Below are 25,708 nucleotides of genomic sequence, written 5' to 3' on the forward strand. Positions count from 1 at the left end.
ATCCTCCTTAGCGCGCGTAGGGCATCATCGGCTTGATGATCCCTTCATCAGGCTTCGACAGCGTGGTGGTGCCACGCGCGTTGCGGATGAATTTCTTGGTACGCTTGATCATGCCATGGCGCTTGCCGGCCTGTGCGGCCACCACGCGGCCCGAGGCCGTCACTTTGAACCGCTTTTTGCAGCTCGACTTGGTCTTCATCTTGGGCATTTCCGGCTCCTCTAATAGGTCGGTAGGACCACACGACTCGGCATGCCACATCGGGCCGGTCGTGCGGGATGAGCGCGCCGTATACGCGCCCTGAAAACATTGTTCAAGAGGCTTTGACCCAAGGATTGCAGGCGGCTCAGCTCACAAAGCGCGCGACCACCCGCACCAGAACCTCGGGCAACTCACCAAAGCTGTAGCCGCCCGGCTTTTTGCTGATCGCCCAGACCACCAGCCCGCCCGACGCTATGATGGTCAAGGCAGCAACCCGGGGCGCGCGGCCTTCGGAATAGGCAGACAGCACAGAGGGTATCGAAAAAACCCCCAATACCATACCGATTGCCATCGCCAGGTCAGGATCCATCACACACCCCCGGAAAACAACTGGAACAAAACTGCCCCAGTTTAGCCCGGATCGGTGGCGTAAATCAAACTTTCCTGACAGGGGGCTACACGCAGAATATTCGTGGTGCCCGGTACATTAAAGGGAACACCGGCCGTCACCACGATCTGATCGCTTTCCTCGGCATAGCCATGCGCCAGCGCCGCCCGCGCCGCATTGATCACGGCCATCTTAAAGCGTGTAAGCTCGCCCGTCATGACACAGGTCACCCCCCATGTCAGCGCCAGACGCCGCGCCGTCCCGAGCAAGCTTGTGAGCGCAAGGATCGGCACGCGCGGCCGCTCGCGCGCAGTCAAGAGCGCGGTCGTGCCGGATTCGGTATAACAGCAGATCACCTTGATATCGGCGGTCTCGGCAATCTCGCGCGCGGCGGCAACGATCCCGTCCGCGACGCTCTGGCGATTCACCCGGCGACTGGCCTCGATCACCTCACGATAGGTCGGATCGCTCTCGACCTCGATGGCCACGTTGTCCATCGTGCGCACCGCCTCGACCGGATACTGGCCCGCCGCCGATTCCGCCGAGAGCATGATCGCATCCGATCCCTCATAGATCGCGGTCGCCACGTCAGAGACCTCGGCGCGCGTCGGCATCGGGCTCTCGATCATCGATTCGAGCATTTGCGTCGCCACGATCACCGGCTTGGCCACGGCCCGACAACGCCGGATCAGCCGCTTTTGAATCGGCGGCACGTTCTGCACCGGCAATTCCACCCCCAGATCGCCGCGCGCCACCATGATTCCGTCGCTCACCGCCAGAATATCTTCAAACCGCTTCACCCCTGCGGGCTTTTCGATCTTCGACATGATCGCGGCGCGGCCCCGCACCAAGTCGCGCGCCTCGGTCACATCCTCGGGCCGCTGCACGAAACTCAGCGCCAGCCAATCGACCCCCAGATCACAGATGAATTCCAGATCAGCGAGATCTTTTTCCGACAGCGCGGCCAGCGGCAACACCACATCAGGCACGTTCACACCTTTGCGATTCGAAATGGTGCCGCCCGCAATCACCTCACAATCGGCAAACGCCGGACCGCAGTCGGTGACGCGCAGCCGGATCTTGCCATCATTGACCAACAGATTCGCGCCCGGCTCCAGCGCCGCGAAAATCTCGGGATGCGGCAGGCAGACGCGGGTCACATCGCCCTCTGCCTCATTCAGATCGAGCCGGAATGCCGCCCCGGCAACCAGCTCTTCCTCGCCATTGGCAAACACACCCACGCGCAGTTTCGGCCCCTGTAAATCGCCCAGAATGGCAATCGGGCTGTCCAGATCCTTTTCGACCTGCCGAATAATGCGGTGCCGCTCGGCAATATCGGCCTGCGTGCCATGGCTCATGTTGAGACGAAAAACGTCCGCCCCTGCCTCGTGAAGCGCCCGGATCGTATCATAGTCAGAAGATGCCGGACCCAAGGTGGCCACGATCTTCACATTGCGGTTGCGTCTCATTTCAATCGCCCTTCATCTCTTGCATCGTCGGCACATGTTAACGCTAACACCGCCCTTTCGCGCCTTATCGCGCAATTCACATTGTCTCGCAACTGTTCTAAAGGACGATGACAGGAAAAACCAAGCAGATGATGTACCATCCCTTTCAAATCGACGGGCCGAGCCGCCCCGAACGCTGGCTTGTGACCTGCGATCACGCCAGCAATTGCGTGCCCGCTTTCGTGAATGGCGGCTGCCTCGGCGTGGCCCCTGCGGATATGGCCCGCCATATCGCCTATGATGTGGGGGCAGCGGGCGTGACCCGCGCCTTGGCCGAGGCGCTGAACGGCCCCGCCATCCTGTCGAATTTCTCGCGCCTCGTGATTGATCCCAACCGGGGCGAGGATGATCCAACCCTTGTCATGCGGCTCTATGATGGGACGATCATTCCCGCCAATCGCCACGCCGCGCCCGAGGATATCGAGCGCCGCCTCAACCGGCTCTACCGCCCCTATCACACGGCCCTGGCTGAATTGGCCGCGCGCCGGGACGATACCGTGATTGTCTCGATCCACAGCTTTACGCCGCAATTGCGCGGCCGCCCGCTCCGGCCGTGGCACATTGGCCTGCTCTATGCCGCCGATGCGCGTCTGGCCAGACCGCTCCTCGCCCGCCTGCAAACAGAGCCTGACCTCTGCGTTGGCGATAACGAACCCTATGCCGGCCATCTGCCCGGCGATGCCATCGCGCGCCACGCCATCGCCTACGAACGGCCCAACGTGCTGATCGAATTGCGCAACGACCTGATCGAAACCCCCGCCCAACAGACCGCCTGGGCGCTGCGCCTTGCCCCTATCCTGCAAGAGGTCGCAGCCCAGACCGGCCTCTGACCCCCAATAAAAGGAGAGACACCATGGACAACCAGACCCGGACAGAGCTAGAGGCCGCCGCCTTTCGCGCCCTGCGCGCGCATCTGATGGAAAAACGCGCCGATGTGCAAAACATCGACATGATGAATCTCGCCGGTTTTTGCCGCAACTGTCTCAGCCGCTGGTATCAAGAGGCGGCGACCGAGCGCGGCATCGACATGTCCAAAGACGCCGCGCGCGAGATATTCTACGGCATGCCCTATGACGACTGGAAGGCGCGGAATCAGACCGAGGCCAGCGCCGATCAACAGGCGGCCTTCACCAAATCCTTCGCCGAGAACGTCGGCCCCAAGGGCTGAACCGGCGTTCATCGTTCCATAAATACTCAAACACCCGGCCCACCCCGGCCGCCCCGCCCGAGAGTACCCGATGATCACGCCCTACCGCTTGCACTATGCCCCTGATAACGCCTCGGTGATCATCCGCCTCGTGCTCGAAGATCTGGGCGCGCCCTATGAAACGGTACTGCTTGAGCGCTCGAAACAGGCACATGCGGCCCCGGCCTATCTGGCGCTCAATCCGGGCGGGCTGATCCCGACGCTGGAAACCCCCGAGGGTGCCATCTTCGAGACCGGCGCAATCCTCCTCTGGCTTGCGGACCGGCATGGGCGGCTTGCGCCCGCGCCAGACAGCGCCGCGCGCGGCGACTTCCTCAAATGGCTGTTCTATCTCGCCAACACCGTCCACACGGCCCTGCGCATGACCTTCTATCCTGAGAAATACGTGGGGCCGGATGCGAACGCGCAACACCGCTTGCGCACCGAAATGCAGGCGCGTTTTGCCAGCCATCTGGATATTCTCGAAACCCGCGCCGCGCCATGGTTCGCCCTCGAATCGGCCTCGGTGCTGGATTACTACCTTGCCTGCCTCATGCGTTGGCGCGCGCTCTATCCCGAAGGGTGGCGCGGCGATTATGATGCCCGCGCCTGGCCACGCCTGCACAGCTTGCTGACCCAGCTAGAGACCAGGGCCCCCACCCGCACAATCGCCGCAGCCGAAGGGCTGGGGGCCAATCCCTTCACCGCACCCGACTATTGCGACCCCCCCGAGGGCAGCGCCACCTGATCCGATCACATGGCAATGACACGGCCTTGAAGCGTCGCTTTCGGACAAGTAGATCAGGCAGGGAGCGGCGATAAGACCCGCGATCAGGGAGCGCGCCAAATGTTTCTTTCCGTCTTCGATATGTTCAAGGTCGGCATCGGCCCGTCCTCGTCCCATACCATGGGTCCGATGGTGGCCGCCGGGCGCTTTCTCGACAAGATGCGCGCCGCCCCCTTTCACTATGCCGGGCTCCGGGGCTCGCTGCATGGCAGCCTCGCGTTTACCGGTGTCGGCCATGCTTCGGACCGCGCCACCATCCTTGGTCTCGCGGGCTACCTGCCCGACACCTATGACCACGACAAGGCCGAAGCCACGCTTGAGGAAATCCGCGACAGCCATAGCGTCACGCCCCCCGGCCTGCCGACGCTTCGCTTCCACCCCAAGGAAGACCTGATTTTCGATTTCGGCCCCAATCTGCCCGGTCACGCCAATGGCATGATCCTGATGGCCACCGACGCCCAGGGCGATGTAATCCTGCAAGAGACCTATTATTCCATCGGCGGCGGCTTTGTGCTGACGGCGGGCGAACTGGCCGCAGGCAAGGCCACGGACGAGGGCGGACCGATCCCCTACCCGTTCAAATCCGCTGCGGAAATGTTGGAAATGGCTGAGCGCTCGGGCAAGAGCATTGCCCAGATGAAACGCGCCAATGAGGTGGCGCGCGGCGGCCCGGAAAACCTGCGCTCTGGCGTGGCCCGCGTCTGGCAGGTGATGAACGACTGTATCGAGCGCGGCCTCAATGCCGAAGGCATCCTGCCCGGTGGCCTCAAGGTCAAACGCCGCGCCAAAGGTATCCGCGACGCGCTTTTGGCGGAACGCGGCACCAACCTTACGGCCCCGCACAAGATCAATGACTGGATGAGCGCCTATGCCATGGCGGTCAACGAAGAAAACGCCGCTGGCGGTCAGGTCGTCACCGCCCCCACCAATGGCGCGGCGGGCGTCGTGCCGGCGGTAATCAAATACTGGCTCGAACATGTGCCCGGCGCGCATGAGGACAAGATCGAGGAATTCCTGCTCACCGCCGCCGCCATCGGCGGTCTGGTAAAATACAATGCCTCGATTTCCGGCGCCGAAGCGGGCTGTCAGGCCGAGGTGGGCTCTGCCGCCGCCATGGGCGCCGCAGGCCTCGCCGCCGTGCTGGGCGGCACCCCCGCCCAAATCGAAAACGCCGCCGAAATTGCGCTGGAACATCATTTGGGCATGACCTGCGACCCGGTGCGCGGTCTGGTTCAGGTGCCCTGCATCGAGCGCAATGGTCTGGGCGCGATCAAGGCGGTCTCTGCCGCCTCTCTGGCGCTGCGCGGCGATGGCACCCACCTCGTGCCGCTTGACGCCTGCATCGAGACCATGCGCCAGACCGGCCATGACATGATGGAGAAATACAAGGAAACGTCCCTCGGCGGTCTCGCGGTCAATATTCCGAACTGTTGAGGGAGCGGCGCGCTCGCCTCAATCCCCCGCGCGAATAGCACCGAAGGTGCCGCGCGGATCGCTGGGCCGTCCCGCGGACCAGCGATTTTGAGAGCGAGCGCATCACTGAGGGATCACACGCACTTTGCTGGCATAAAGTGGCAGCCATTTCCGTTGCATCGCTAGTCCCCGGCCCAGCGACCGCACGGCTCGCCGCTAACGTCCAAAGGTCACAAAACCTCCAGCACCGCCTCAGGTGGCCGCCCGATCACCGCTTTGCTTGCCCCGATCGCAATTGGCCGCTCGATCAGGATCGGATGCGCTGCCATCGCCGCCAGCAAATCCTCCTCCGCACTCTCGCGCCCCAATCCCAACGCCTTGAACTGCGCCTCGCCGGGGCGCATCATCTCAATGGGCGCACAGCCCAACAACGCCAGGACCGCCCGCAACTCGGCCACGCTCGGCGCATCCTCCAGATAGCGCCGCTCCGTCACCTCGGTGCCCCGCTCCTGCAAGAGCGCCAGCCCCGCCCGCGACTTGGAACAGCGCGGATTGTGCCAATAGGTGATCATAGCCATTCCCCCCGCCCGGTGCCCACCGCCTCGGCCACGGTGGCAAACCCGTCCCGCGCCAACAGCCGCTCCAGCCCTCGGGTGATCTCGCCCACCAGAGACAGGCCCTGATAGACCAGCGCCGAATAAAGCTGCACCGCCGTCGCACCAGCGCGGATCTTGGCATAGGCCTGTTCGGCACTGGCAATACCGCCCACGCCGATCAGCGGCATCTCACCTGCCGTCAACTGCGACAGCCGCGCCAACACCCGCGTCGATTTCTCAAACAGCGGCTGCCCCGACAGCCCGCCAGCCTCGCCGCGCGCCGCCCCGCTCAGCCCTTCGCGGCCCAGCGTGGTATTGGTGGCGATAATCCCATTGAGGCCCGAGGCCCGCGCCACATCGGCAATCTCGCTCAGTTCCAGATCGCTCAGATCCGGCGCGATCTTGAGAAAGATCGGAATCGGTTGCGGCAACCAGTCGCGCGCCTCCATCACCCCCTTCAGCAGCCCCATCAACGCCTCGGCCCCCTGCAAATCGCGCAGCTTCTCGGTGTTCGGGCTGCTGACATTGACGGTGGCGAAATCCAGATGCGCGCCGCAATGCGCCAGCACACGGGCAAAATCCTCGGCCCGGTCGGCGCTGTCCTTGTTCGCCCCGAGGTTGAGGCCGATCACCGCGTCGCGTGGCCGCGCCGCCAGACGTGCCGCCGCCGCCTCCATCCCGAGGTTATTAAAGCCGAAACGGTTGATCACCGCCCGATCCTCGGTCAGCCGAAACAGACGCGGGCGCGGATTGCCGGGCTGCGCGCGCGGCGTCACCGCCCCCACTTCGATGAACCCAAAGCCCACACGGCTCAACGGCCCCAGCGCCTCGGCATTCTTGTCAAACCCCGCCGCCAGCCCCACCGGATTGGGCAGACGCAGCCCCGCCAGATTGGTCCGCAGCCGCGCGCTCGTATAGGCCCCCGGCTCTGGTACCAGCCCCAGTTGCAAGGCGCGCAGCGCCAGACCATGCGCCCGCTCCGGATCAATCCGGTGCAAGAGGCTGAGGCCCAGACGCTCCATCCCGCTCATTCCAGACCCGCCGGGAACTGATGCATGTCGCCAACCAGCGGCAGGGGCTGCGCCCAGACCACATCCGACAGGCGCATTTCGCGGTAAAGATGTGGGAACAGCGCGCCGCCACGCGATGGCTCCCATTTCAGCGCCGCGCCCAGCCGCTCCTCTTGGACCGCCACCAGCATCAGCCCCTCGACCCCGGCAAAATGCTTGGCCGCTGTCTCGGCCACCTGCGCTGCGGTCGAGAAATGCACATACCCGTCGGCCAGATCCACAGCTGCGCCGGCACTCTCGCCTGCGGCCCGCAATTCAGCCCATTCCGGGCCACGCAATAGCTTGTATATCATCATGCTATCCGTGATGCCTTGGCCCCGCCGTCCCGTCAAGCGATGCTTGAGGCCACAGCCTCAATCGGTTAGTCAGATGGTCCCTGATCAGGAGAAGGTGGCCCATGGCTTTCACCATTGCAATCGACGGCCCGGCAGCGGCGGGCAAAGGCACAATCGGCCGCGCCCTTGCGGCGCATTTCGGCTTTGCCCATCTCGACACCGGGCTGCTCTATCGTGCCACCGGGCGGCGCATGCTCTGCGGGCTTGACCCGGTTACCGCCGCGCAATCCCTGCGCCCCGAGGATCTGAACGCGGACGATCTGCGCACCCCCGAGGTGAGCCAGGCCGCCAGCCGCGTGGCGGCGATCCCCGAGGTCCGCCAAGCCCTGCTCGATTTCCAACGCGCCTTTGCCCGGCGCGCGGGCGGCGCGGTGCTCGACGGGCGCGATATCGGCACGGTCATCTGCCCCGAAGCCGAGGTCAAGCTCTATGTCACCGCCTCCGATGTCGAGCGCGCCCGCCGCCGCCACCTCGAACTGACCGGCAAAGGCCATACCGTCACCTTGGATGAGGTCGCCCAGGACCTGCGCGACCGCGACGCCCGCGACAGTGCCCGCGCCACCGCCCCCCTCAAACCTGCGCGCGATGCGGTGCAACTCGACACCTCAGAGATGAGCATCGAAGAGGCCACCGAACGGGCCGTGGCCATCGTGACCGCCGCCCAAGGCTGATTTCGGCCCGACACCACAGCCAAACAATGCCCGAGAGGCTTGATTATCCCGCCAAGCCGCTGTATACGCGCGCCTGTCACCAAAGGCGAATAAGGCCACAGGACATAAGAGATCGAGCAGGGTCGGAACCACCGGCCCTCTTTGTTTTGTGATCCGCCCGACCAACGAAACCCGCAAAGACCGGCGGAGACAACCGCACGGCCAGAAAACCGTTAAAAGGAAACCAGAGACCACATGGCTCAGCATACATCTATGGAGGAATTCGAAGCCCTCTTGAACGAAAGCTTCGAAATGGACACACCCGAAGAAGGGTCTGTTGTAAAAGGCCGCGTCATTGCAATCGAAGCAGGCCAGGCCATCATCGACGTCGGCTACAAGATGGAAGGCCGCGTTGATCTGAAAGAATTCGCAAATCCCGGTGAGACCCCCGACATTTCCGTCGGCGACGAAGTCGAAGTCTTCCTGCGCTCCGCAGAGAATTCCCGTGGCGAAGCCGTGATCAGCCGCGAGATGGCCCGCCGCGAAGAGGCATGGGACCGTCTTGAAAAGGCCTATGCCGACGAAGAGCGTGTCGATGGCGCGATCTTTGGCCGCGTCAAAGGTGGCTTTACCGTCGATCTCGGCGGCGCCGTGGCCTTCCTGCCCGGCTCTCAGGTCGATGTCCGCCCCGTGCGTGACGCGGGCCCGCTCATGGGCCTCAAGCAGCCGTTCCAGATCCTCAAGATGGACCGTCGCCGTGGCAATATCGTCGTGTCGCGCCGCGCCATCCTCGAAGAGAGCCGCGCCGAACAGCGCGCCGAGGTGATCGGCAACCTGACCGAAGGCCAGACCGTTGACGGTGTGGTCAAGAACATCACCGAATACGGCGCCTTCGTCGATCTGGGCGGTGTGGACGGCCTGCTGCATGTCACCGATATGGCATGGCGCCGCGTCAACCACCCCTCCGAGATCCTCACGATTGGCGAAACCGTCAAGGTGCAGGTCATCAAGATCAACAAAGACACCCACCGCATTTCGCTGGGTATGAAGCAGCTGCAAGAAGATCCGTGGGATCTGGTCGCCGCCAAATACCCGCTCGAATCGGTGCACACCGGTCGTGTCACCAACATCACCGACTACGGCGCATTTGTTGAGCTGGAGCCGGGTGTCGAAGGTCTCGTCCACGTCTCGGAAATGTCCTGGACCAAGAAGAACGTGCACCCCGGCAAGATCGTTTCGACCAGCCAAGAAGTCGAAGTCATGGTGCTGGAAATCGACGGTGCCAAGCGGCGCGTGTCGCTCGGTCTCAAGCAGACCATGCGCAACCCGTGGGAAGTGTTTGCAGAAACCCACCCCGAGGGCACCGAGGTCGAGGGCGAAGTCAAGAACATCACCGAATTCGGTCTGTTCATCGGTCTCGAAGGCGAAATCGACGGCATGGTCCACCTCTCCGATCTGAGCTGGGACGAGCGCGGCGAAGACGCGATCCAGAGCTACAAAAAAGGCGATGTGGTGCACGCTGTCGTGTCCGAAGTCGACATCGAGAAAGAGCGTATCTCGCTCTCGATCAAGGCTCTGGGCGGCGACAAGTTCTCCGAAGCCGTTGGCGGCGTCAAGCGTGGCTCGGTGATCACCGTGGCCGTGACCGCCATCGAAGATGGTGGCATCGAAGTGGAATACGAGGGCATGAAGTCCTTTATCCGCCGCTCCGATCTGTCGCGTGACCGTGCCGAACAGCGCCCCGAGCGTTTCTCGGTCGGTGACAAGCTCGATGTGCGCGTGACCAATGTCGATGCCAAGACCCGCCGTCTGGGTCTGTCGATCAAAGCCCGCGAAATCGCCGAAGAAAAAGAAGCCGTCGAACAGTATGGCTCCTCCGACTCGGGTGCCTCGCTTGGCGACATCCTCGGCGCAGCCCTCAAGGGCGACCGCTAAACAGACCGCAACCGGCGTCCTGCCGGTTGCCGTTTGACAGACAGAGAACGGCCCCACCGATCCGGCGGGGCCGTTTGCGTTTGGGACAGCGAGCCGTGATCTGATCTCAAAGATGGTCTGAAGGGCACTTTGGCCCAAGCGATGAGCCGCACTGTGCCCGTCCGCCGGGTGGGCGCTGCCCCCTAATCGGCCGGCACTTTATGCCTGCAAAATACTTTTGCGTTATCAGTGTGTTGAGACCTCGCGAAAGCGCCCGCCCGAGCGGGCAGACGGGCGCTGCGCGGCGGCACCTGCGGTGCCTAGATTCCGCGCGGGGTGCTTGGGGCCAAGGCCAGTATTACCTCCTCAGCTTTCCCGTCGCACGGCCCCCACAACCGCATCCATCACCTGATCCAGCAGCGCCGGATTGAGCGCCTCAGCCATCACCCGGATCAATGGTTCTGTCCCCGAGGCGCGCACCAAGAGCCGCCCATCGCCGCCCAACAGCTTCTCCGCCGCCTCCATTGCGCTCTGTACCGCATCGGACGCCATCGGGTCCTTGCCTTTGGCAAAGCGCACATTGATCAGCTTTTGCGGAACCGGCTCGAACACCTGCGCCAGACGGCTTGCCTTCTCCCCGGTCTCGACCATCGCCGCCAAAAACTGCAACGCCCCGATCAACCCGTCGCCGGTGGTGGCATAATCGGTCATCACGATATGGCCTGACTGCTCTCCCCCCAGATTGTGGCCCCCCGCGCGCATCTCTTCAACGACATGCCGATCGCCCACCTTGGTCCGCTTGAGCGCGATCCCCTGTGCCGCGAGATGCCGCTCCAGCCCCAGATTGGACATCACCGTCGCCACCAGCGCGTTGCCCGTCAGCCGCCCTTCCCGCGCCCAGCGCGTCGCAATCAGCGCCATGAACTGATCGCCGTCGGCGATCCTGCCTTCCTCGTCGATCAAAACCACCCGATCCGCATCGCCATCAAGGCAAATCCCCAGATCGGCCCTTGTTTCCAGCACCTTGCGCGCCGCGGCCTGCGGCATGGTAGACCCGCAATTGAGGTTGATGTTGAATCCGTCCGGCTCCACCCCCATGGTGATCACCTCGGCCCCCAATTCCCACAGCACCTCGGGCGCGGTGCGATAGGCGGCACCATTGGCGCAATCCAGCACGATCCGAAGCCCCTCCAGCCGCCGCCGCTGCGGAAAGGTGGTCTTGGCATATTCCACATAGCGCCCGCGCGCATCGTCGATCCGCTTGGCCCGGCCAATATTCTCGGGCGCGGCCAGACGCACACCATTCTCAAGCAAATTCGCGATTCCCGCTTCCGCCTCATCGCTCAGCTTGTAACCATCGGGGCCGAACAGCTTGATTCCATTGTCAGACGCCGGATTATGGCTGGCCGAGATCATCACCCCCACATCGGCACGCAGACTATGCGTCAGATAGCCAATCGCAGGCGTCGGAACTGGCCCCAGAAGAAACACGTTCATGCCGGTCGAAGTGAACCCGGCAGTGAGCGCATATTCGATCATATAGCCCGACCGCCGCGTGTCCTTACCGATCACCACGCGGTGTTCCTGCTTGTCACGGCGGAAATAGCGGCCAGCCGCCGCGCCCAACCGCAGCGCAACATCAGCCGTCATTGGCCAGCTATTGGCCTGCCCCCGCACCCCGTCGGTCCCAAACAGCTTTGACCCCATTGCATCTCTCCTTTTTCACCCGAAATCACAGGCTCTAAATAACTGACCCGGCACAAGATACGCGCGCGGCCCACAGGCCCGATCCTTAGCCGTTTCCCCCTACAGGAACCCGCAACGCGTTGACACACCCGATTCCACCACCAATACAGTCAACCGCAGAGAATTTTCGCTGAAAGGCATGTAACATGAAAATTGCGATGATCGGAACGGGCTATGTCGGCCTTGTGTCCGGGGTGTGTTTTTCCGATTTCGGGCATGACGTAACCTGCGTTGACAAGAACCCGGACAAGATCGCGATGCTGCTTCGCGGCGAAGTGCCAATCTTTGAGCCGGGGCTGGATTCCCTCATGGCCAAGAATGTCGACGCCGGTCGCCTCAGCTTCACCACCGATCTGGCCAAGGCCATCGACGGCGCCGAGGCCGTCTTCATCGCGGTGGGCACCCCCACCCGGCGCGGCGACGGACATGCGGACCTTAGCTATGTCATGGCCGCCGCAGAGGAAATCGCGCGCGCGGCCAAGGACTATGTCGTGATCGTCACCAAATCCACCGTCCCGGTAGGCACCAATCGCGCTGTCAAACAGGTGATCAAAAAGGCCAACCCGACCCTCGATTTCGACGTCGCCTCCAATCCGGAATTTCTGCGCGAAGGCGCCGCCATCGACGATTTCATGAAACCCGACCGCGTAGTCGTGGGCATCCAGTCCGAACGCGCCGCCGATGTCATGGCCGAGATTTACCGCCCCCTCTACCTGCGCGACTTTCCCATCGTCACCACTGATCTCGAATCCGCCGAGATGATCAAATACGCCGCCAACGCCTTTCTCGCGACCAAGATCACCTTCATCAACGAAATCGCGGCGCTCTGCGAACGCACCGGCGCGGATGTCAAACAGGTCAGCCACGGCATCGGCCTCGATGGCCGCATCGGCAACAAGTTCCTGCACGCAGGCCCCGGCTATGGCGGCTCGTGCTTTCCCAAGGACACCCGCGCCCTGGCCCGCATCGGTCAGGACCACGGCCTGCCCATGCAGATCACCGAAAAGGTCATCACCGTAAACGAGGAAATGAAACGCCGGATGATCGACAAGCTGCTCGATCTCTGCGACGGCTCCTTCAACGGCAAGACCATCGCGGTTCTGGGCGTCACCTTCAAACCCAATACCGACGACATGCGCGATGCCCCCGCGCTGACCATCATCCCGGCCCTAGTGGGCGGCGGGGCGCGCGTGCGCGTCACCGATCCACAGGGGCAGCGCGAAGGCGAAGCGCTCCTGCCCGGCGTGAGCTGGCAGGACGACCCCTACAAATGTGCCAACAAGGCTGATCTGGTGGTCCTTCTCACAGAATGGAACGAATTTCGCGCCCTTGATCTCAAGCGTCTGGCGCGCAAAATGACCAGCCCCCGCTTGGCCGATCTACGCAACATCTATTCAGTCAAGGACGCCAAGCGTGCAGGATTCGAGGCTTATGACAGCGTCGGCCGCCAGCCCTATCGCCACGACGCCCACCCGCAACAGGACTAAGCCCACCATGCCCAATACCCAAAAAACCGCCATCGTCACCGGCGCCGCGCGCGGCATCGGCCTTGCCACCACCCACGCCTTTCTCGCGCAGGGCTGGCGTGTGGTGATGATCGACCGTGACGCCCCCGCGCTGCAAGAGGCCGCAGCGGGTCTTGATATGGTCGATCCCGTGATCTGCGACGTCTCACAACCCGCTCAGGTCGCACAGATGACCGCCTATGTAACCGAGACCTGCGCCAGCATCGACGCCCTCGTCAACAACGCGGGCGTGGCAGATTTCGGCCCCATAGCCGAAACCGATTTCGCCCGGTGGCGCACCGTGATGGAAACCAATCTCGACGGCGTTTTCCTGATGTCCCAGGCGCTGCGCCCAGCGCTCTGCGCGGCAAAGGGCGCCATCGTCAATATCGCTTCAATCTCAGGCCTGCGCGCCTCGACCCTGCGCGTGGCCTATGGAACCTCCAAGGCGGCGGTCAAACACCTCACCCTGCAACAGGCGGCAGAGCTCGGTGAATTCGGTGTGCGCGCCAATTGCGTCTGCCCCGGCCCGGTGGCGACCAAGCTCGCCATGGCCGTGCATACCCCCGACATCATCGCCGCCTATCACGATGCCATCCCCCTCAACCGCTATGGCAGCGAGGATGAGATCGCATCGGTCATCACGTTCCTCTGCTCGGATGCCGCAAGCTATGTGACCGGCCAGATCATCGCCGTCGATGGCGGGTTCGAGGCAACGGGCATCGGCCTGCCCGCCCTGCGCGGCTGAGGTTCGACACGAAAAAACCCGCCCCGGCATCGCTCCGGGGCGGGTTTCATAATCCGCGTCAGAGATTACTTCTGCGCCGCAGTCACAATGAACTCGACCAGATAATCCGGCGTGGCCAGCTTGGCCTCACCTGCGGCGCGCGCCGGTGTGTGGCCCTGCGGCACCCACGCATCCCAGACCGCGTTCATCTCGGCGAAATCCTTCATATCCGCCATCCAGACGATGGTTTGCAGGATCCGCGTCTTGTCGCTTCCGGCCTCGGCCAGCAACGCGTCAACCTTCTCAAGGCAGGTCTTGCTCTGCTCGGTCACGTTGTCGCCGGGATTGCCGACTTGCCCCGCCAGATAGACGATGCCGTTGTGAACAACCGCTTGGCTCATGCGGGGGCCGCTGTGCAGACGGGTGATATCGCTCATGGGTAATCCTTTCGATGTTATCCGGCTCTTTCTAGGCCGAGCGTTCCCCTTGCGCCAGCGCCAATTGCTACATCCACCACCGCGCCCGGTCGTGCCGCGCCAACCAGCCGCCGACGCTGAAATGATCCCGGCGGATCAGCAGGACCAGCGCGACAAACGCCGCCAGAACCGCCAGATCAATCACCTGATTACGGTTGACCGGAAAGCCCCGGTCATTCACGGCAAAGGGATCAAAAAACCCCTCCCAGCGCCGTGTCACAGTAAAGAAATGCATGATCATCAGGCCGCCATAGGAAAAATACCGCAGCACGCCCAGCGCCACCAGAACACAAAGCGCGATCTGCGCGCCCCCCGCCAGATAGACCTGAGTCAGGCTCACCTCGACCCCATCGAAATTGCGCGCCAGGCTCTGATATTGCCCCGGCGTGATGATCTTATGCGCAGCCCACAGGAAAATGAACCACGCCAGCCCCAGCCGCAGCACCAAAACCGCCAGCGCATCCAGCTTGTCCTGCGGTGACAGAATGATTTTCTCGTGCAATGCCATGTGATGCTATCCCGGTTCCAAAAACAGCTTCTGGCTAACGGCATAAAATCCCATGTTCAAATCACAGCTTGGCGAAGTTTGTGTCAGACATCCCGCCCCCGGCCTGCCGTGTAGCGCCCTTTACCCCGCCGCGCGTGTGACTTCTCCTCCCCTCTTGGGCAAGAGACACTTTCCCATGCCCGGACGAGCCCCCCGCCGGGACCATGCCTTGGGGGCGCAAGACCCCCACCTCACGTCACGCCCCATGCGCCGCGCGGCTGTCCTCAGGGGCTTCATCGCGCTCAAGCTTGCCGTAATCCCGGATCACACTGACCACGCGCAGCCGGTAATCGTCAAACATCACCTCACGCCCCGCCTTTTGCGCGCCACGATGCGCCGCCAACTGCCGCCACCGGATCACCGCCGCCTCATCCTCCCAGAATGACAGCGACAACAGCTTGCCGGGATGGGTCAGGCTCTGAAACCGCTCGACGCTGATAAAGCCGGGGACCGCCTCGGCCAGCGGTCGCATCTTGGCTGCCATATCAAGGTATGGTTCGGTCTGCCCCTCACCGGGGATCACCTCGAATATCACTGCAATCATGTCACGCCCTCCTCTTTGCTCTGGCCTTCAGCAATGACCTTCTGCATTGGCTCTCACCCTCAAGCAACTGCCTTGGCTCACCGCATCCACCTGTTGCATTGGCTTTCATCCTCTGCCAGCTGGATCAACCAACGGCCTTGACCCGCCGCGTCCGCCTGCTGCATTCGTCTCATCTTCTGACCAGCTTCAGGAAAACGCGGGCCACGCGCAACAAAAACCGCTCTTGCCGGGCAAGGGCATAATGCACACGCCGCGGCGGATCAGTGGTCAATCGTGCCCATCAGGTCCCACGCCCCGCCAGAGAGGGGACCTTATAAATGCCATAGACCAGCCTGCTGCTGCTGTCATGCGGGGCGGAATAGCCGATCAGATCCGCCCCACAGCGCGGAATCGCCTCGCCCCCGTTCCGAGCATATTGTGCAAACTCCTCCGTCTTGATTGGGCCGATATAGTAACGACTCACACGGGTCAGCATGGCACCACACATCTTTCCAGAATGTTAAGGCTGAGTACGCGCATCCCGGCACCCGGATCCTGCGCGTCTTCCCGGCAGGCGAGGCCGCCTTTGACAACGCCTTTTCCACGCCGTGAGAGACCTTACAAAATTACCTTACGAACCTTACAAAGCTTACGATCCCCGCCAGCCTCCACACCAGACCAGATTGCGCCTGACATAAGTCCAGTCTAATCTGTTCCCATGGCGATTCCGGTTGAAACCTTCTTTCTTGCCCCCGAGGCCGAGGGCACGCTTCAGGCGCAGATCCAGCAGATGATCGCGCAGGGCATCCTGTCGGGCCGCTTTCGCAAGGGCGAGAAACTGCCGTCTTCGCGCAAATTGGCCGCGCATCTGGGTGTGAGCCGCATCACCGTGACCCTTGCGCTGACCGAATTGCAGGCCAACGACTACCTCGCGTCACGCGACCGTTCTGGCTACTATGTCTCTGAAAACGCACCAGAACCTCCCGCCTTCAGCGCCCCCGCGCCGCGTGGCGACACGATTGACTGGTCGCGTGCGCTTGGTCGTCGCTTCACCGGCGGTGACACGCCTGAGAAACCGCAGGACTGGGCGCGCTATCCCTACCCCTTCATCTATGGCCAGACCGATCCGGCGCTCTTTGACCACGCCAACTGGCGCCATTGCGCGCTTCAGGCTCTGGGGCAAAAGGATTTTCAGGCCCTCACCGCCGATTACTATGATCAGGACGACCCCAAGCTCATAGAATTCATCGCCCGCCACACCCTGCCCCGCCGGGGCATCATCGCGCAACCCGATGAAATCCTTGTCACAATGGGCGCGCAGAACGCCTTGTGGCTCACCGCGCAGGTGCTCCTGACCCAACGCCGCACTGCTGCTATCGAAAACCCCTGCTACCACGCCCTGCGCGATATTCTGATGCAATCGCGTTGCCATTTGATGCCGGTAGACGTGGACCGTGACGGCCTCCCCCCCGAAGGCCTGCCGGATGAGGCCGACGTGATCTTTACCACCCCCAGCCATCAGGCCCCGACCAACGCCACCATGCCCCTCGCCCGGCGCAAGACCCTGCTGGCCCGCGCCGCAGAGATGGAGGCGCTCATCGTCGAGGATGACTACGAGTTCGAAGTGTCCTTTCTCCGTGCCCCGCTCCCCGCCCTCAAATCGCTCGATACAGAGGGGCGGGTGATCTATGTGGGGTCCTTCTCCAAGTCGATATTTCCCGGCCTGCGCCTCGGCTATCTTGTTGGTTCCAAATCTTTTATTCGGGAATGCCGGGCTCTGCGCGCCTCGGTCCTGCGTCATCCTCCGGGCCATATCCAACGTACTGCTGCCTATTTCCTCTCGCTTGGTCATTACGACAGCCTCGTGCGCCGTATGGGGCAGGTCTTTGCCCGCCGTCGCAGCGTGATGGAGAGCGCGCTCGCCGAACATGGCCTCGACGTCGCCGGGCGCGGCGTGTTTGGCGGGTCCTCCATCTGGATGCAGGCCCCGGATCATGTGGATATGGGCCAAGTTGACAGCAACCTCCGACAGGCAGGTGTGCTGATAGAGCCCGGAGTCCCGTTCTTTCACGGACAGAACCGGCCACGCAATTTCTATCGCCTCGCCTATTCGTCGATTCCCTCCGAACGCATCACACTGGGAATTGCCCATATCGCCCGTGAGCTGGCCTTGGTTTCAAGGCAAGGCGCACAGGGCCGTTGATCACATATTTAGAATACAAATCAAATACATATCCGGAATACAGAATTACGCTGACCGGAACCACGGCATATCATAATTCTATTTTTGATACCCCTATTCTCATTTTCAAATTATTCTGGCATTATCCTACGAGGTCGTCTGGCCCTAGAAGTCAGCCCCCCACAAGGCTAGTTTCCGGCCAGATATCCCTTCAACCGCAACCGCGCGCCCGATCCAGAGGACCCAGCCGATGAAGATGACCACCGAAGAGGCCTTTGTCAAAACCCTGCAACTGCATGGAATCCAACACGCTTTCGGGATTATCGGCTCCGCCATGATGCCGATTTCCGATATTTTCCCCAAGGCGGGCATCACCTTTTGGGACTGCGCGCATGAGGGCAGCGCGGGCATGATGGCCGATGGCTACACCCGCGCCACCGGCAAGATGTCGATGATGATCGCCCAGAATGGCCCCGGCATCACCAATTTCGTGACCGCCGTCAAAACCGCCTATTGGAACCACACCCCTTTGCTGCTCGTGACTCCGCAGGCCGCCAACAAGACCATCGGTCAGGGCGGCTTCCAAGAGGTCGAACAGATGAAACTGTTCGAAGACATGGTCGCCTATCAAGAAGAGGTGCGCGATCCCTCGCGCATCGCGGAAACCCTCAACCGTGTGATTCTCAAGGCAAAACGCGCCTCTGCCCCGGCCCAGATCAACGTGCCCCGTGATTTCTGGACCCAAGTCATCGACATCGAATTGCCCGCCATCGTCGAGTTTGAACGCCCCTCTGGTGGCGAGACCGCGATTGCCGAGGCGGCCAAACTGCTGACCGAGGCCAAGTTTCCCGTCATCCTCAATGGCGCGGGCGTGGTGCTGGCGGATGGCATCGACGCCTCGCGGCAACTGGCTGAACGCCTCGATGCACCGGTTTGCGTGGGCTATCAGCACAATGATGCCTTTCCGGGCTCGCACCCGCTTTTCGCCGGTCCTCTGGGCTACAACGGCTCCAAGGCCGGGATGGAGTTGATCTCGCGCGCAGATGTCGTGCTCTGCCTTGGCACCCGCCTCAATCCGTTCTCGACGCTGCCGGGTTACGGCATCGACTATTGGCCCAAAGAGGCCAGGATCATTCAGGTCGATATCAACCCTGATCGCATTGGCCTGACCAAGAAAGTGACCGTGGGCATCGTCGGTGACGCCAAGAAGGTCGCGACCTCGATCCTCGCCCGCTTGGGCGAGAGCGCAGGCGATACCGACCGCGCCGACCGCAAGGCACTGATTGCAAACACAAAATCGACATGGGCACAGCAGCTCAGCTCGATGGATCACGAGGATGACGATCCCGGCACGACGTGGAACGAACGCGCCCGCGCCGACAAGCCCGACTGGATGAGCCCCCGCATGGCATGGCGTGCGATCCAATCCGCCCTGCCGCGCGAGGCAATTATTTCCTCGGATATCGGCAACAACTGCGCCATCGGCAACGCCTATCCGTCGTTTGAAGAGGGTCGTAAATATCTCGCGCCCGGTCTCTTTGGCCCTTGCGGTTACGGCCTGCCCTCCATCGTCGGGGCCAAGATTGGCCAGCCCGATGTGCCGGTCGTAGGCTTTGCTGGGGATGGTGCCTTTGGCATCGCAGTCAATGAACTGACTGCGATCGGGCGCGGCGAATGGCCTGCCGTGACGCAGATCGTGTTCCGCAACTATCAGTGGGGTGCTGAAAAGCGCAACTCAACCCTTTGGTTTGACGACAATTTCGTCGGAACGGAACTGGATCAACAGGTCAGCTATGCCGGCATCGCACAGGCCTGCGGCCTCAAGGGCGTGATTGCCCGCACGATGGAGGAATTGACCGCCGCGCTCAACACCGCGATCAAGGATCAGATGGAGCATGGCAAGACCACCTTGATCGAGGCCATGATCAATCAGGAACTGGGCGAGCCCTTCCGCCGCGATGCAATGAAAAAGCCTGTTTCCGTGGCGGGAATCGACGCGGCTGACATGCGCGAGCAGCAGGTCTGAGCCATGTCAGCCCCCGGCGACAGAGATCTCATTCTGGTCCTGAATGCCGGGTCGTCCTCGATCAAACTTGCGATCTTTGACGGGACGTTGACACAAATCCTGACCGGGATCGCCGATGGTATCGGCGGCCCCGGCACGGTCAAACTGGGCGATGTGAAAACCGAGCTGGATTTACCCGACCACGCAACAGCGCTGCAAGCCGTCCTGAAAGCCCTTGAAACAAAAGGCTTTCCAATCACCCGCATGCGCGCCGCTGCGCATCGCGTGGTGCATGGTGGAACGGATCTGACCCAACCCATCCGCATCACCCCCGATGTCCTGACCGCGATCAAACGCTGTTCTTCGCTGGCCCCTCTGCACAATCCGCACAACATCGCCGCGATCGAGACTCTGGCCAATCTGGCCCCCGATCTGCCGCAAGTCGCCTGCTTTGACACCGCCTTTCACGCCAGCAACCCCGAGGTTGCCAGCCGTTATGCCCTGCCGCCCCGGATCGAGGCGCGCGGCATCCGTCGCTATGGGTTTCACGGTATTTCCTATGCCTCACTGGTCGAGTGCCTGCCCAGCCTGACCGGCGCCGCCCTTCCCGCCCGTCTCTTGGCGTTTCACCTTGGTAATGGGGCCTCGATCTGTGCGATCCAAAACGGAAAATCCATCGCCACCACAATGGGGTACTCTCCCCTTGAGGGTCTGACCATGGGCACACGCACGGGTGGGATAGACGGAAACGCCGTGTTGAGACTGGCAGAAGAGGATGGGATTGCCGCCACCCACCACCTCTTGAACAAGGAAAGCGGGCTGCGCGGCCTCTCGGGTGGTCTCTCGGACATGCGCGCGCTCTTGGCAGACCCTTCCCCGGCAAGCGACTTCGCGGTCGAGCATTTCTGCTACTGGGCGATACGTCATGCAGGCTCTCTCATTGCAGCCATGCAGGGGCTCGACGCCGTGGCCTTTACCGGCGGCATTGGCGAGAATGCGGCCCCCGTACGCGGACGGATCATGGAAGGTCTGGCATGGCTGGGCGCACAGATCGACCCAAAGGCCAATGCCGCAGGCGAAACCCGGTTGCACGGCCCCGGCGCTGGCATCGCCTGCTGGATCATCCCGGCCCAAGAAGAACGGATGATAGCAGGCGACGCGCAGCGTCTCTTGGCCAGATAATGAGGCCAGAAATCGGAAAAATAGACCTGTAATTTCGGAAATTCCGAGACATGTTTTCAGGAAATGAAAAGAATCGAGAAGATGGTCGCGAATGGTTTTCTTCTGCCATAACGTGACGTCGACGGAGGATAAGAGCACACCATGACACATCAGCCCCGCATCGACACCTCGCCGCATGTCTCGGATGAGGTCCGCAAAACCACCTGCTACATGTGCGCCTGCCGCTGTGGCATCAATGTGCACATGAAGGATGGCAAGGTCGCCTATATCGAGGGCAACCGCGACCATCCGGTGAACAAGGGCGTGCTCTGCGCCAAGGGCTCTGCGGGGATTATGCAGGTCAACGCGCCCTCCCGTCTGCGGGCGCCCTTAAAGCGTGTCGGCCCCCGTGGGTCCGGCGAATTCGTGGAAATTTCCTGGGATGAGGCGCTGCAAATCGCCTGCGACTGGCTGGAACCGATCCGCAAGAGTGATCCCGGCAAGCTCGCCTTTTTCACCGGGCGTGACCAATCGCAGTCTTTCACCAGCTTTTGGGCGCAGAATTTCGGCACCCCCAACTATGCCGCACATGGCGGCTTTTGCTCGGTCAACATGGCGGCGGCGGGCATCTACACCATGGGCGGCGCGTTCTGGGAATTCGGCCAACCCGATTGGGACCATACCAAGCTCTTCATCCTATTCGGCGTGGCCGAGGACCATGACAGCAACCCGATCAAGATGGGCATTGGCCGGATCAAGGCGCGCGGGGCAAAGGTGATTGGCGTCAACCCGATCCGTTCGGGTTATAATGCCGTGGCAGATGATTGGGTTGGGATCACACCCGGCACCGATGGGCTTTTGATCCTGTCGCTAATCCACGAATTGATGCAAGCGGGGAAAATAGACCTCAATTACCTCGCCCGCTACACCAACGCGCCGGTGCTGGTGGATGGCGATCCCGCATCCCCTGAACACGGGCTTTTCCTGCGTGATGCAGATGGCAAACCATTGGTCATCGACCGCAAAACCGGCAAGTTGACCGCCTTTGACAAACCCGGCGTGCGCCCCGATCTATCCGCCATCCATGAGGTCAATGGCATCACGCATCGTCCCGTCATGCACCTGATGGCCGAGCGCTACCTTGATCCGCAATACGCGCCCGAAGCGGTGGCCGAGCGGTGCGGTGTCACCCCCGACAAAATCCGCCGCATCGCCGCCGAAATTGCCCGTGTCGCCTTTGAAGAAGAGATCACCCTCAATCATGAGTGGACCGATTTCCGAGGTGAAACACATAAGACCATGACGGGGCGGCCTGTCAGCTTTCACGCGATGCGCGGAATATCGGCCCATTCCAATGGCTTTCAAACAGCCCGCGCCCTGCATGTGCTTCAAATCCTGCTTGGAACAGTCGAGGTGCCCGGCGGCTTCCGCTTCAAACCGCCCTACCCCAAGCCCGTCAGCGCGCATCCCAAACCACATTGCGGCGTCAAGCCCGATTGCGCGCTCGATGGCCCGCATCTGGGGTTTGTCCGCGGCCCCGAGGACCTCGCGCTCAAGCCAGACGGCACCCCCGCCCGCATCGACAAGGCGTTCACATGGGAAAACCCGATGTCAGCGCATGGGCTGATGCATATGGTCATTTCCAACGCCCATGCCGGCGATCCCTACAAGATTGACACGCTTTTCATGTACATGGCCAACATGTCGTGGAATTCATCAATGAACACCCGCGGCGTGATCGAAATGCTGACGGACAAGGACGAAAATGGCGACTATGTCATCCCCCGGATCATCTACTCTGATGCCTACAGTTCGGAAATGGTGGCCTATGCCGATCTGATCCTGCCCGACACAACCTATCTGGAACGCCACGACTGCATTTCGCTACTCGACCGACCGATTTGCGAAGCGGATGCGGCCGCCGACGCCATCCGCTGGCCCGTCATCACGCCGGACCGCGATGTGCGCGGATTTCAGACAGCGCTGATCCAGCTCGCCAACAAGCTCAAGCTGCCGGGGTTCACAGATGCCGAAGGCGGCGCAAAGTACCGCAACTACGCCGATTACATCGTCAATCACGAACGCAAGCCCGGTATAGGCCCGCTCGCGGGCTTTCGTGGCGATGGAACCGAGACCGGACGCGGCGCGCCCAACCCGGAACAGCTTGATCGTTACATCGAGAATGGCGGGTTCTTTGTCAGCCACATTCCAGACGCCGCACAGTATTACAAACCCTGGAATACCGCCTATCAGGATTGGGCGGTCGGCATGGGCATCTACGACACGCCTCAGCCCTATGTGTTTGATCTCTACGTCGAAACCATGCGCAAGTTCCAGCTTGCCGCAGAGGGCCATGGCGAACGCCAGCCGCCCGAGCATCTTCGAGACCGGATCAAGCGGACAATGGACCCGCTCCCGATTTGGTATCCGCCGTTTGAAGACGACAGCGTCAATACCAATGAATTCCCGGTTCATGCGCTGACGCAACGCCCTATGGCAATGTATCACTCTTGGGGCACGCAAAATGCTTGGCTCCGGCAGATTCATGGGCATAACCCGCTTTATTTACCGACAAAGCTCTGGCAACAGCACGGGTTCCGCGAGGGCGATTGGGCGCGCGTCACCTCTGCTCACGGTGAAATCACCGTTCCAGTGGCACATATGGCCGCGCTCAACGAAAACACTGTTTGGACATGGAACGCTATCGGCAAACGCAAGGGCGCTTGGGCGCTCAGCGAGGATGCCCCCGAGGCCACTCGCGGCTTTTTGCTAAATCACCTGATCCACGAACTTTTGCCGCCCAAGGGTGACGGTTTGCGTTGGTCCAACTCCGATCCGATCACAGGACAAGCCGCGTGGTTCGACCTGCGCGTCAAGATCGCCAAGGCAGAAGCACCAACAGAATCTCAGCCTGCCTTTGCCCCGATCAAATCCCCCGTTGCCAAAGGGCCCTCACAGCTTGAATGGAAGGTGGGAAAATGAGTGGGATAACCAAGACATTATTGGCCATTCTGGCCTTTGTCCTGCTGACTGTCTGCTCCTTCGTTTGGTTCATCGTCACATGGGAAAAGGCCAAGAAAGAGTCGATTACACAGTTTGCACCAGCCTTTACACTCGAGGAGCGCACCACATGACCTCGCTTCCCAAATCAACACAGCGCAAGATGGGCCTCGTGATCGACCTCGATACTTGTGTCGGCTGTCACGCCTGCGTCGTGTCCTGCAAGGGCTGGAACACCGAGAATTATGGCGCGCCGCTCAGCGATCAAAACCCCTATGGCGCGGATCCCTCCGGCACGTTTCTCAACCGTGTGCACAGCTACGAGATACAGCCGCTGGCAACCTCGGCCATGCCGCACCCCGCCGCGCAACTCGTACATTTCCCCAAATCTTGCCTGCATTGCGAGGATGCCCCGTGCGTCACTGTCTGCCCGACCGGCGCCAGCTACAAGCGTGTCGAAGATGGGATCGTTCTGGTCAACGAGAGCGATTGCATCGGCTGTGGCCTCTGCGCCTGGGCTTGCCCTTACGGTGCACGCGAGATGGACCAAGCGGAAGGGGTGATGAAGAAATGCACCCTCTGCGTTGACCGTATCTACAACGAGAACCTGCCCGAGGTTGACCGCGTGCCCGCCTGTGTGCGCACCTGCCCCGCAGGTGCCCGGCATTTCGGTGACTTTGCCGATCCCAAAAGCAACGTCTCGAAACTCACCGCCGAACGCGGTGGCATGGACCTTATGCCGGAACAAGGCACGAAACCCGTCAACAAATATCTGCCCCCGCGCCCCAAGGACCGGCTCGATCAGCCTAAACCGGCAGGCGAGATCGATATTCTGGCCCCCTTCCTCGCCCCTGTGATCGCAGAGCCCAAGGGCTTTCTTGGCTGGCTTGACCGCACATTGGAGAAGCTCTGATGCATCCCGCTCCTTCCGTTATCGTCTTTACCACGCTCTCAGGGCTGGGCTTCGGCCTGCTGTTTTGGCTGGGTCTTGGTCTGCCTGCTGTTACCGGCTGGGTCGCCTTTGCGTTCTTTGGAATTGCCTACGTGCTTGCCGTTGGTGGCCTCATGGCCTCAACCTTTCATCTGGGGCATCCCGAACGCGCTTGGAAGGCCTTTCGTCAGTGGCGGTCCAGTTGGCTTAGCCGTGAGGGCGTTTGCGCGGTTGCGGCCCTACTGGTGATGGGGATTTATGCGGCAAGTGTCGTTTTCTTCGATATGCGTCCTGCCCTCTTGGGTTGGATCGGTGCGGCGCTATCGCTTGCCACAGTTTTCACCACCTCGATGATCTACGCGCAGCTCAGCACCGTCCCACGTTGGAAAACGCCACTGACATCCGCACTGCTGCTCTCGATTTCTCTGGCTGGTGGGGCACTTCTCGCCGGACAAATCAGCGCCGCACTCATCCTCATTCCGATTGCGGCTGTCTTGCAAATCCTGTGGTGGGTGCGTGGTGACGCAGCGTTTGCACAAAGCGACACGACCATAGCGAGTGCAACCGGATTGGGCCATATCGGCAGCGTCCGCGCATTCGAGCCGCCCCACACCGGGCCGAACTACCTGCTGCGCGAATTGGTGTTCCAGGTCGGGCGCAGGCACGCGCTAAAGCTGCGTGGCGTCGCCTTTATCCTTGGCTATGCTGTACCAGTGGCGCTATTGCTTGCACCGTTCAACCATGGCCTTGCACTTATGGCTCTGATCGCCCACATCGCGGGCATCGCCGCCTCACGTTGGCTGTTCTTTGCCGAGGCAGAGCATGTGGTAGGCCTGTATTACGGCAAGAGGTGAGGCGC

26 protein-coding genes are annotated in these 25,708 nt (G+C 61.7%); 15 read left to right on the forward strand and 11 right to left on the reverse strand.

The window, feature by feature from the left end:
- Positions 1-7: 7 nt before the first annotated feature.
- The 3 genes from rpmI to pyk form a co-directional block, all read right to left on the reverse strand.
- Positions 8-208, reverse strand: coding sequence for a 50S ribosomal protein L35 (gene rpmI / locus ACN0SW_RS03365; protein WP_417726487.1), 201 nt, complete (start codon positions 206-208; stop codon positions 8-10).
- Between the two features lie 136 nt (positions 209-344).
- Positions 345-569 carry a hypothetical protein gene (locus ACN0SW_RS03370; RefSeq protein ID WP_417726488.1) on the reverse strand — a complete coding sequence of 75 codons (225 nt, stop codon included), beginning with the start codon at positions 567-569 and terminating at the stop codon, positions 345-347.
- 41 nt (positions 570-610) lie between these two features.
- The gene (gene pyk / locus ACN0SW_RS03375; RefSeq protein ID WP_417726489.1) at positions 611-2,056 is read right to left on the reverse strand and encodes a pyruvate kinase; all 1,446 of its coding nucleotides are present in this window, start codon (positions 2,054-2,056) and stop codon (positions 611-613) included.
- 107 nt (positions 2,057-2,163) lie between these two features.
- On the opposite strand from pyk, the gene ACN0SW_RS03380 reads away from it, so the two are divergent.
- The 4 genes from ACN0SW_RS03380 (at position 2,164) to ACN0SW_RS03395 (ending at position 5,502) form a co-directional block, all read left to right on the forward strand.
- Positions 2,164-2,925 carry an N-formylglutamate amidohydrolase gene (locus tag ACN0SW_RS03380; protein ID WP_417726490.1) on the forward strand — a complete coding sequence of 254 codons (762 nt, stop codon included), beginning with the start codon at positions 2,164-2,166 and terminating at the stop codon, positions 2,923-2,925.
- Positions 2,926-2,948: 23 nt separating this feature from the next.
- Positions 2,949-3,263 (forward strand): DUF1244 domain-containing protein, encoded by a 315-nt coding sequence (locus tag ACN0SW_RS03385; protein WP_417726491.1) that lies wholly within the window; start codon positions 2,949-2,951, stop codon positions 3,261-3,263.
- 70 nt (positions 3,264-3,333) lie between these two features.
- Positions 3,334-4,029, forward strand: coding sequence for a glutathione S-transferase family protein (locus tag ACN0SW_RS03390; RefSeq protein WP_417726492.1), 696 nt, complete (start codon positions 3,334-3,336; stop codon positions 4,027-4,029).
- Positions 4,030-4,128: 99 nt separating this feature from the next.
- Positions 4,129-5,502 carry an L-serine ammonia-lyase gene (locus tag ACN0SW_RS03395; protein ID WP_417726493.1) on the forward strand — a complete coding sequence of 458 codons (1,374 nt, stop codon included), beginning with the start codon at positions 4,129-4,131 and terminating at the stop codon, positions 5,500-5,502.
- 209 nt (positions 5,503-5,711) lie between these two features.
- Here the strand turns inward: ACN0SW_RS03395 and arsC are convergent, their stop codons facing one another.
- From arsC to ACN0SW_RS03410, 3 genes are read right to left on the reverse strand one after another with little or no spacing between them, the layout of a single operon-like run.
- Complete coding sequence (gene arsC, locus ACN0SW_RS03400) at positions 5,712-6,053, reverse strand: arsenate reductase (glutaredoxin) (protein WP_417726657.1); 342 nt, start codon at positions 6,051-6,053, stop codon at positions 5,712-5,714.
- Positions 6,050-7,108, reverse strand: a complete 1,059-nt coding sequence (locus ACN0SW_RS03405) for a quinone-dependent dihydroorotate dehydrogenase (RefSeq protein ID WP_417726494.1) — start codon at positions 7,106-7,108, stop codon at positions 6,050-6,052. Before ACN0SW_RS03405 ends, arsC begins: the two co-directional genes overlap by 4 nt.
- Complete coding sequence (locus ACN0SW_RS03410; protein ID WP_417726495.1) at positions 7,105-7,443, reverse strand: DUF952 domain-containing protein; 339 nt, start codon at positions 7,441-7,443, stop codon at positions 7,105-7,107. The genes ACN0SW_RS03405 and ACN0SW_RS03410 overlap by 4 nt, the downstream gene beginning before the upstream one ends.
- 101 nt (positions 7,444-7,544) lie before the next feature.
- On the opposite strand from ACN0SW_RS03410, the gene ACN0SW_RS03415 reads away from it, so the two are divergent.
- Both ACN0SW_RS03415 and rpsA read left to right on the forward strand, forming a co-directional pair.
- Positions 7,545-8,153: a (d)CMP kinase gene (locus ACN0SW_RS03415; RefSeq protein WP_417726496.1), complete on the forward strand. Its 609-nt coding sequence runs from the start codon at positions 7,545-7,547 to the stop codon at positions 8,151-8,153.
- A gap of 234 nt (positions 8,154-8,387) precedes the next feature.
- The gene (rpsA, locus tag ACN0SW_RS03420; protein ID WP_417726497.1) at positions 8,388-10,067 is read left to right on the forward strand and encodes a 30S ribosomal protein S1; all 1,680 of its coding nucleotides are present in this window, start codon (positions 8,388-8,390) and stop codon (positions 10,065-10,067) included.
- A 345-nt stretch (positions 10,068-10,412) separates the two neighbouring features.
- Here the strand turns inward: rpsA and glmM are convergent, their stop codons facing one another.
- Complete coding sequence (glmM, locus tag ACN0SW_RS03425) at positions 10,413-11,753, reverse strand: phosphoglucosamine mutase (protein WP_417726498.1); 1,341 nt, start codon at positions 11,751-11,753, stop codon at positions 10,413-10,415.
- A gap of 185 nt (positions 11,754-11,938) precedes the next feature.
- Between glmM and ACN0SW_RS03430 the strand changes: the two genes are divergently transcribed.
- Both ACN0SW_RS03430 and ACN0SW_RS03435 read left to right on the forward strand, forming a co-directional pair.
- A complete protein-coding gene (locus tag ACN0SW_RS03430; protein WP_417726499.1) occupies positions 11,939-13,279 on the forward strand; it encodes a UDP-glucose dehydrogenase family protein in 1,341 nt (446 codons plus the stop codon).
- 7 nt (positions 13,280-13,286) lie between these two features.
- The gene (locus ACN0SW_RS03435; protein WP_417726500.1) at positions 13,287-14,045 is read left to right on the forward strand and encodes an SDR family NAD(P)-dependent oxidoreductase; all 759 of its coding nucleotides are present in this window, start codon (positions 13,287-13,289) and stop codon (positions 14,043-14,045) included.
- Positions 14,046-14,110: 65 nt separating this feature from the next.
- Here the strand turns inward: ACN0SW_RS03435 and ACN0SW_RS03440 are convergent, their stop codons facing one another.
- From ACN0SW_RS03440 to ACN0SW_RS03455, 4 genes are all read right to left on the reverse strand, one after another.
- Positions 14,111-14,461, reverse strand: a complete 351-nt coding sequence (locus ACN0SW_RS03440) for a RidA family protein (RefSeq protein WP_417726501.1) — start codon at positions 14,459-14,461, stop codon at positions 14,111-14,113.
- 67 nt (positions 14,462-14,528) lie between these two features.
- Complete coding sequence (locus ACN0SW_RS03445; protein ID WP_417726502.1) at positions 14,529-15,008, reverse strand: hypothetical protein; 480 nt, start codon at positions 15,006-15,008, stop codon at positions 14,529-14,531.
- Positions 15,009-15,243: 235 nt separating this feature from the next.
- The gene (locus ACN0SW_RS03450; protein WP_417726503.1) at positions 15,244-15,591 is read right to left on the reverse strand and encodes an antibiotic biosynthesis monooxygenase family protein; all 348 of its coding nucleotides are present in this window, start codon (positions 15,589-15,591) and stop codon (positions 15,244-15,246) included.
- A 280-nt stretch (positions 15,592-15,871) separates the two neighbouring features.
- Positions 15,872-16,066 (reverse strand): NIPSNAP family protein, encoded by a 195-nt coding sequence (locus tag ACN0SW_RS03455; RefSeq protein WP_417726504.1) that lies wholly within the window; start codon positions 16,064-16,066, stop codon positions 15,872-15,874.
- Positions 16,067-16,288: 222 nt separating this feature from the next.
- Between ACN0SW_RS03455 and ACN0SW_RS03460 the strand changes: the two genes are divergently transcribed.
- The 7 genes from ACN0SW_RS03460 to ACN0SW_RS03490 all read left to right on the forward strand — a co-directional run bounded on the left by ACN0SW_RS03460 (position 16,289) and on the right by ACN0SW_RS03490 (position 25,703).
- Positions 16,289-17,773, forward strand: coding sequence for a PLP-dependent aminotransferase family protein (locus ACN0SW_RS03460; protein ID WP_417726505.1), 1,485 nt, complete (start codon positions 16,289-16,291; stop codon positions 17,771-17,773).
- A gap of 229 nt (positions 17,774-18,002) precedes the next feature.
- Positions 18,003-19,778, forward strand: a complete 1,776-nt coding sequence (gene xsc, locus ACN0SW_RS03465; RefSeq protein WP_417726506.1) for a sulfoacetaldehyde acetyltransferase — start codon at positions 18,003-18,005, stop codon at positions 19,776-19,778.
- Positions 19,779-19,781: 3 nt separating this feature from the next.
- Positions 19,782-20,939: an acetate/propionate family kinase gene (locus ACN0SW_RS03470; protein WP_417726507.1), complete on the forward strand. Its 1,158-nt coding sequence runs from the start codon at positions 19,782-19,784 to the stop codon at positions 20,937-20,939.
- Between the two features lie 141 nt (positions 20,940-21,080).
- Positions 21,081-23,900 (forward strand): molybdopterin oxidoreductase family protein, encoded by a 2,820-nt coding sequence (locus ACN0SW_RS03475; RefSeq protein WP_417726508.1) that lies wholly within the window; start codon positions 21,081-21,083, stop codon positions 23,898-23,900.
- Entirely contained in the window at positions 23,897-24,052 is a 156-nt protein-coding gene (locus ACN0SW_RS03480) for a hypothetical protein (protein ID WP_417726509.1), read from the forward strand. The genes ACN0SW_RS03475 and ACN0SW_RS03480 overlap by 4 nt, the downstream gene beginning before the upstream one ends.
- Complete coding sequence (locus tag ACN0SW_RS03485; protein ID WP_417726510.1) at positions 24,049-24,831, forward strand: 4Fe-4S dicluster domain-containing protein; 783 nt, start codon at positions 24,049-24,051, stop codon at positions 24,829-24,831. Before ACN0SW_RS03480 ends, ACN0SW_RS03485 begins: the two co-directional genes overlap by 4 nt.
- Positions 24,831-25,703: a dimethyl sulfoxide reductase anchor subunit family protein gene (locus ACN0SW_RS03490; protein ID WP_417726511.1), complete on the forward strand. Its 873-nt coding sequence runs from the start codon at positions 24,831-24,833 to the stop codon at positions 25,701-25,703. The genes ACN0SW_RS03485 and ACN0SW_RS03490 overlap by 1 nt, the downstream gene beginning before the upstream one ends.
- Positions 25,704-25,708: the final 5 nt, after the last annotated feature.

Origin of the sequence: Roseovarius sp., from assembly GCF_048262375.1 — a bacterium.
Classification (GTDB): domain Bacteria; phylum Pseudomonadota; class Alphaproteobacteria; order Rhodobacterales; family Rhodobacteraceae; genus Roseovarius.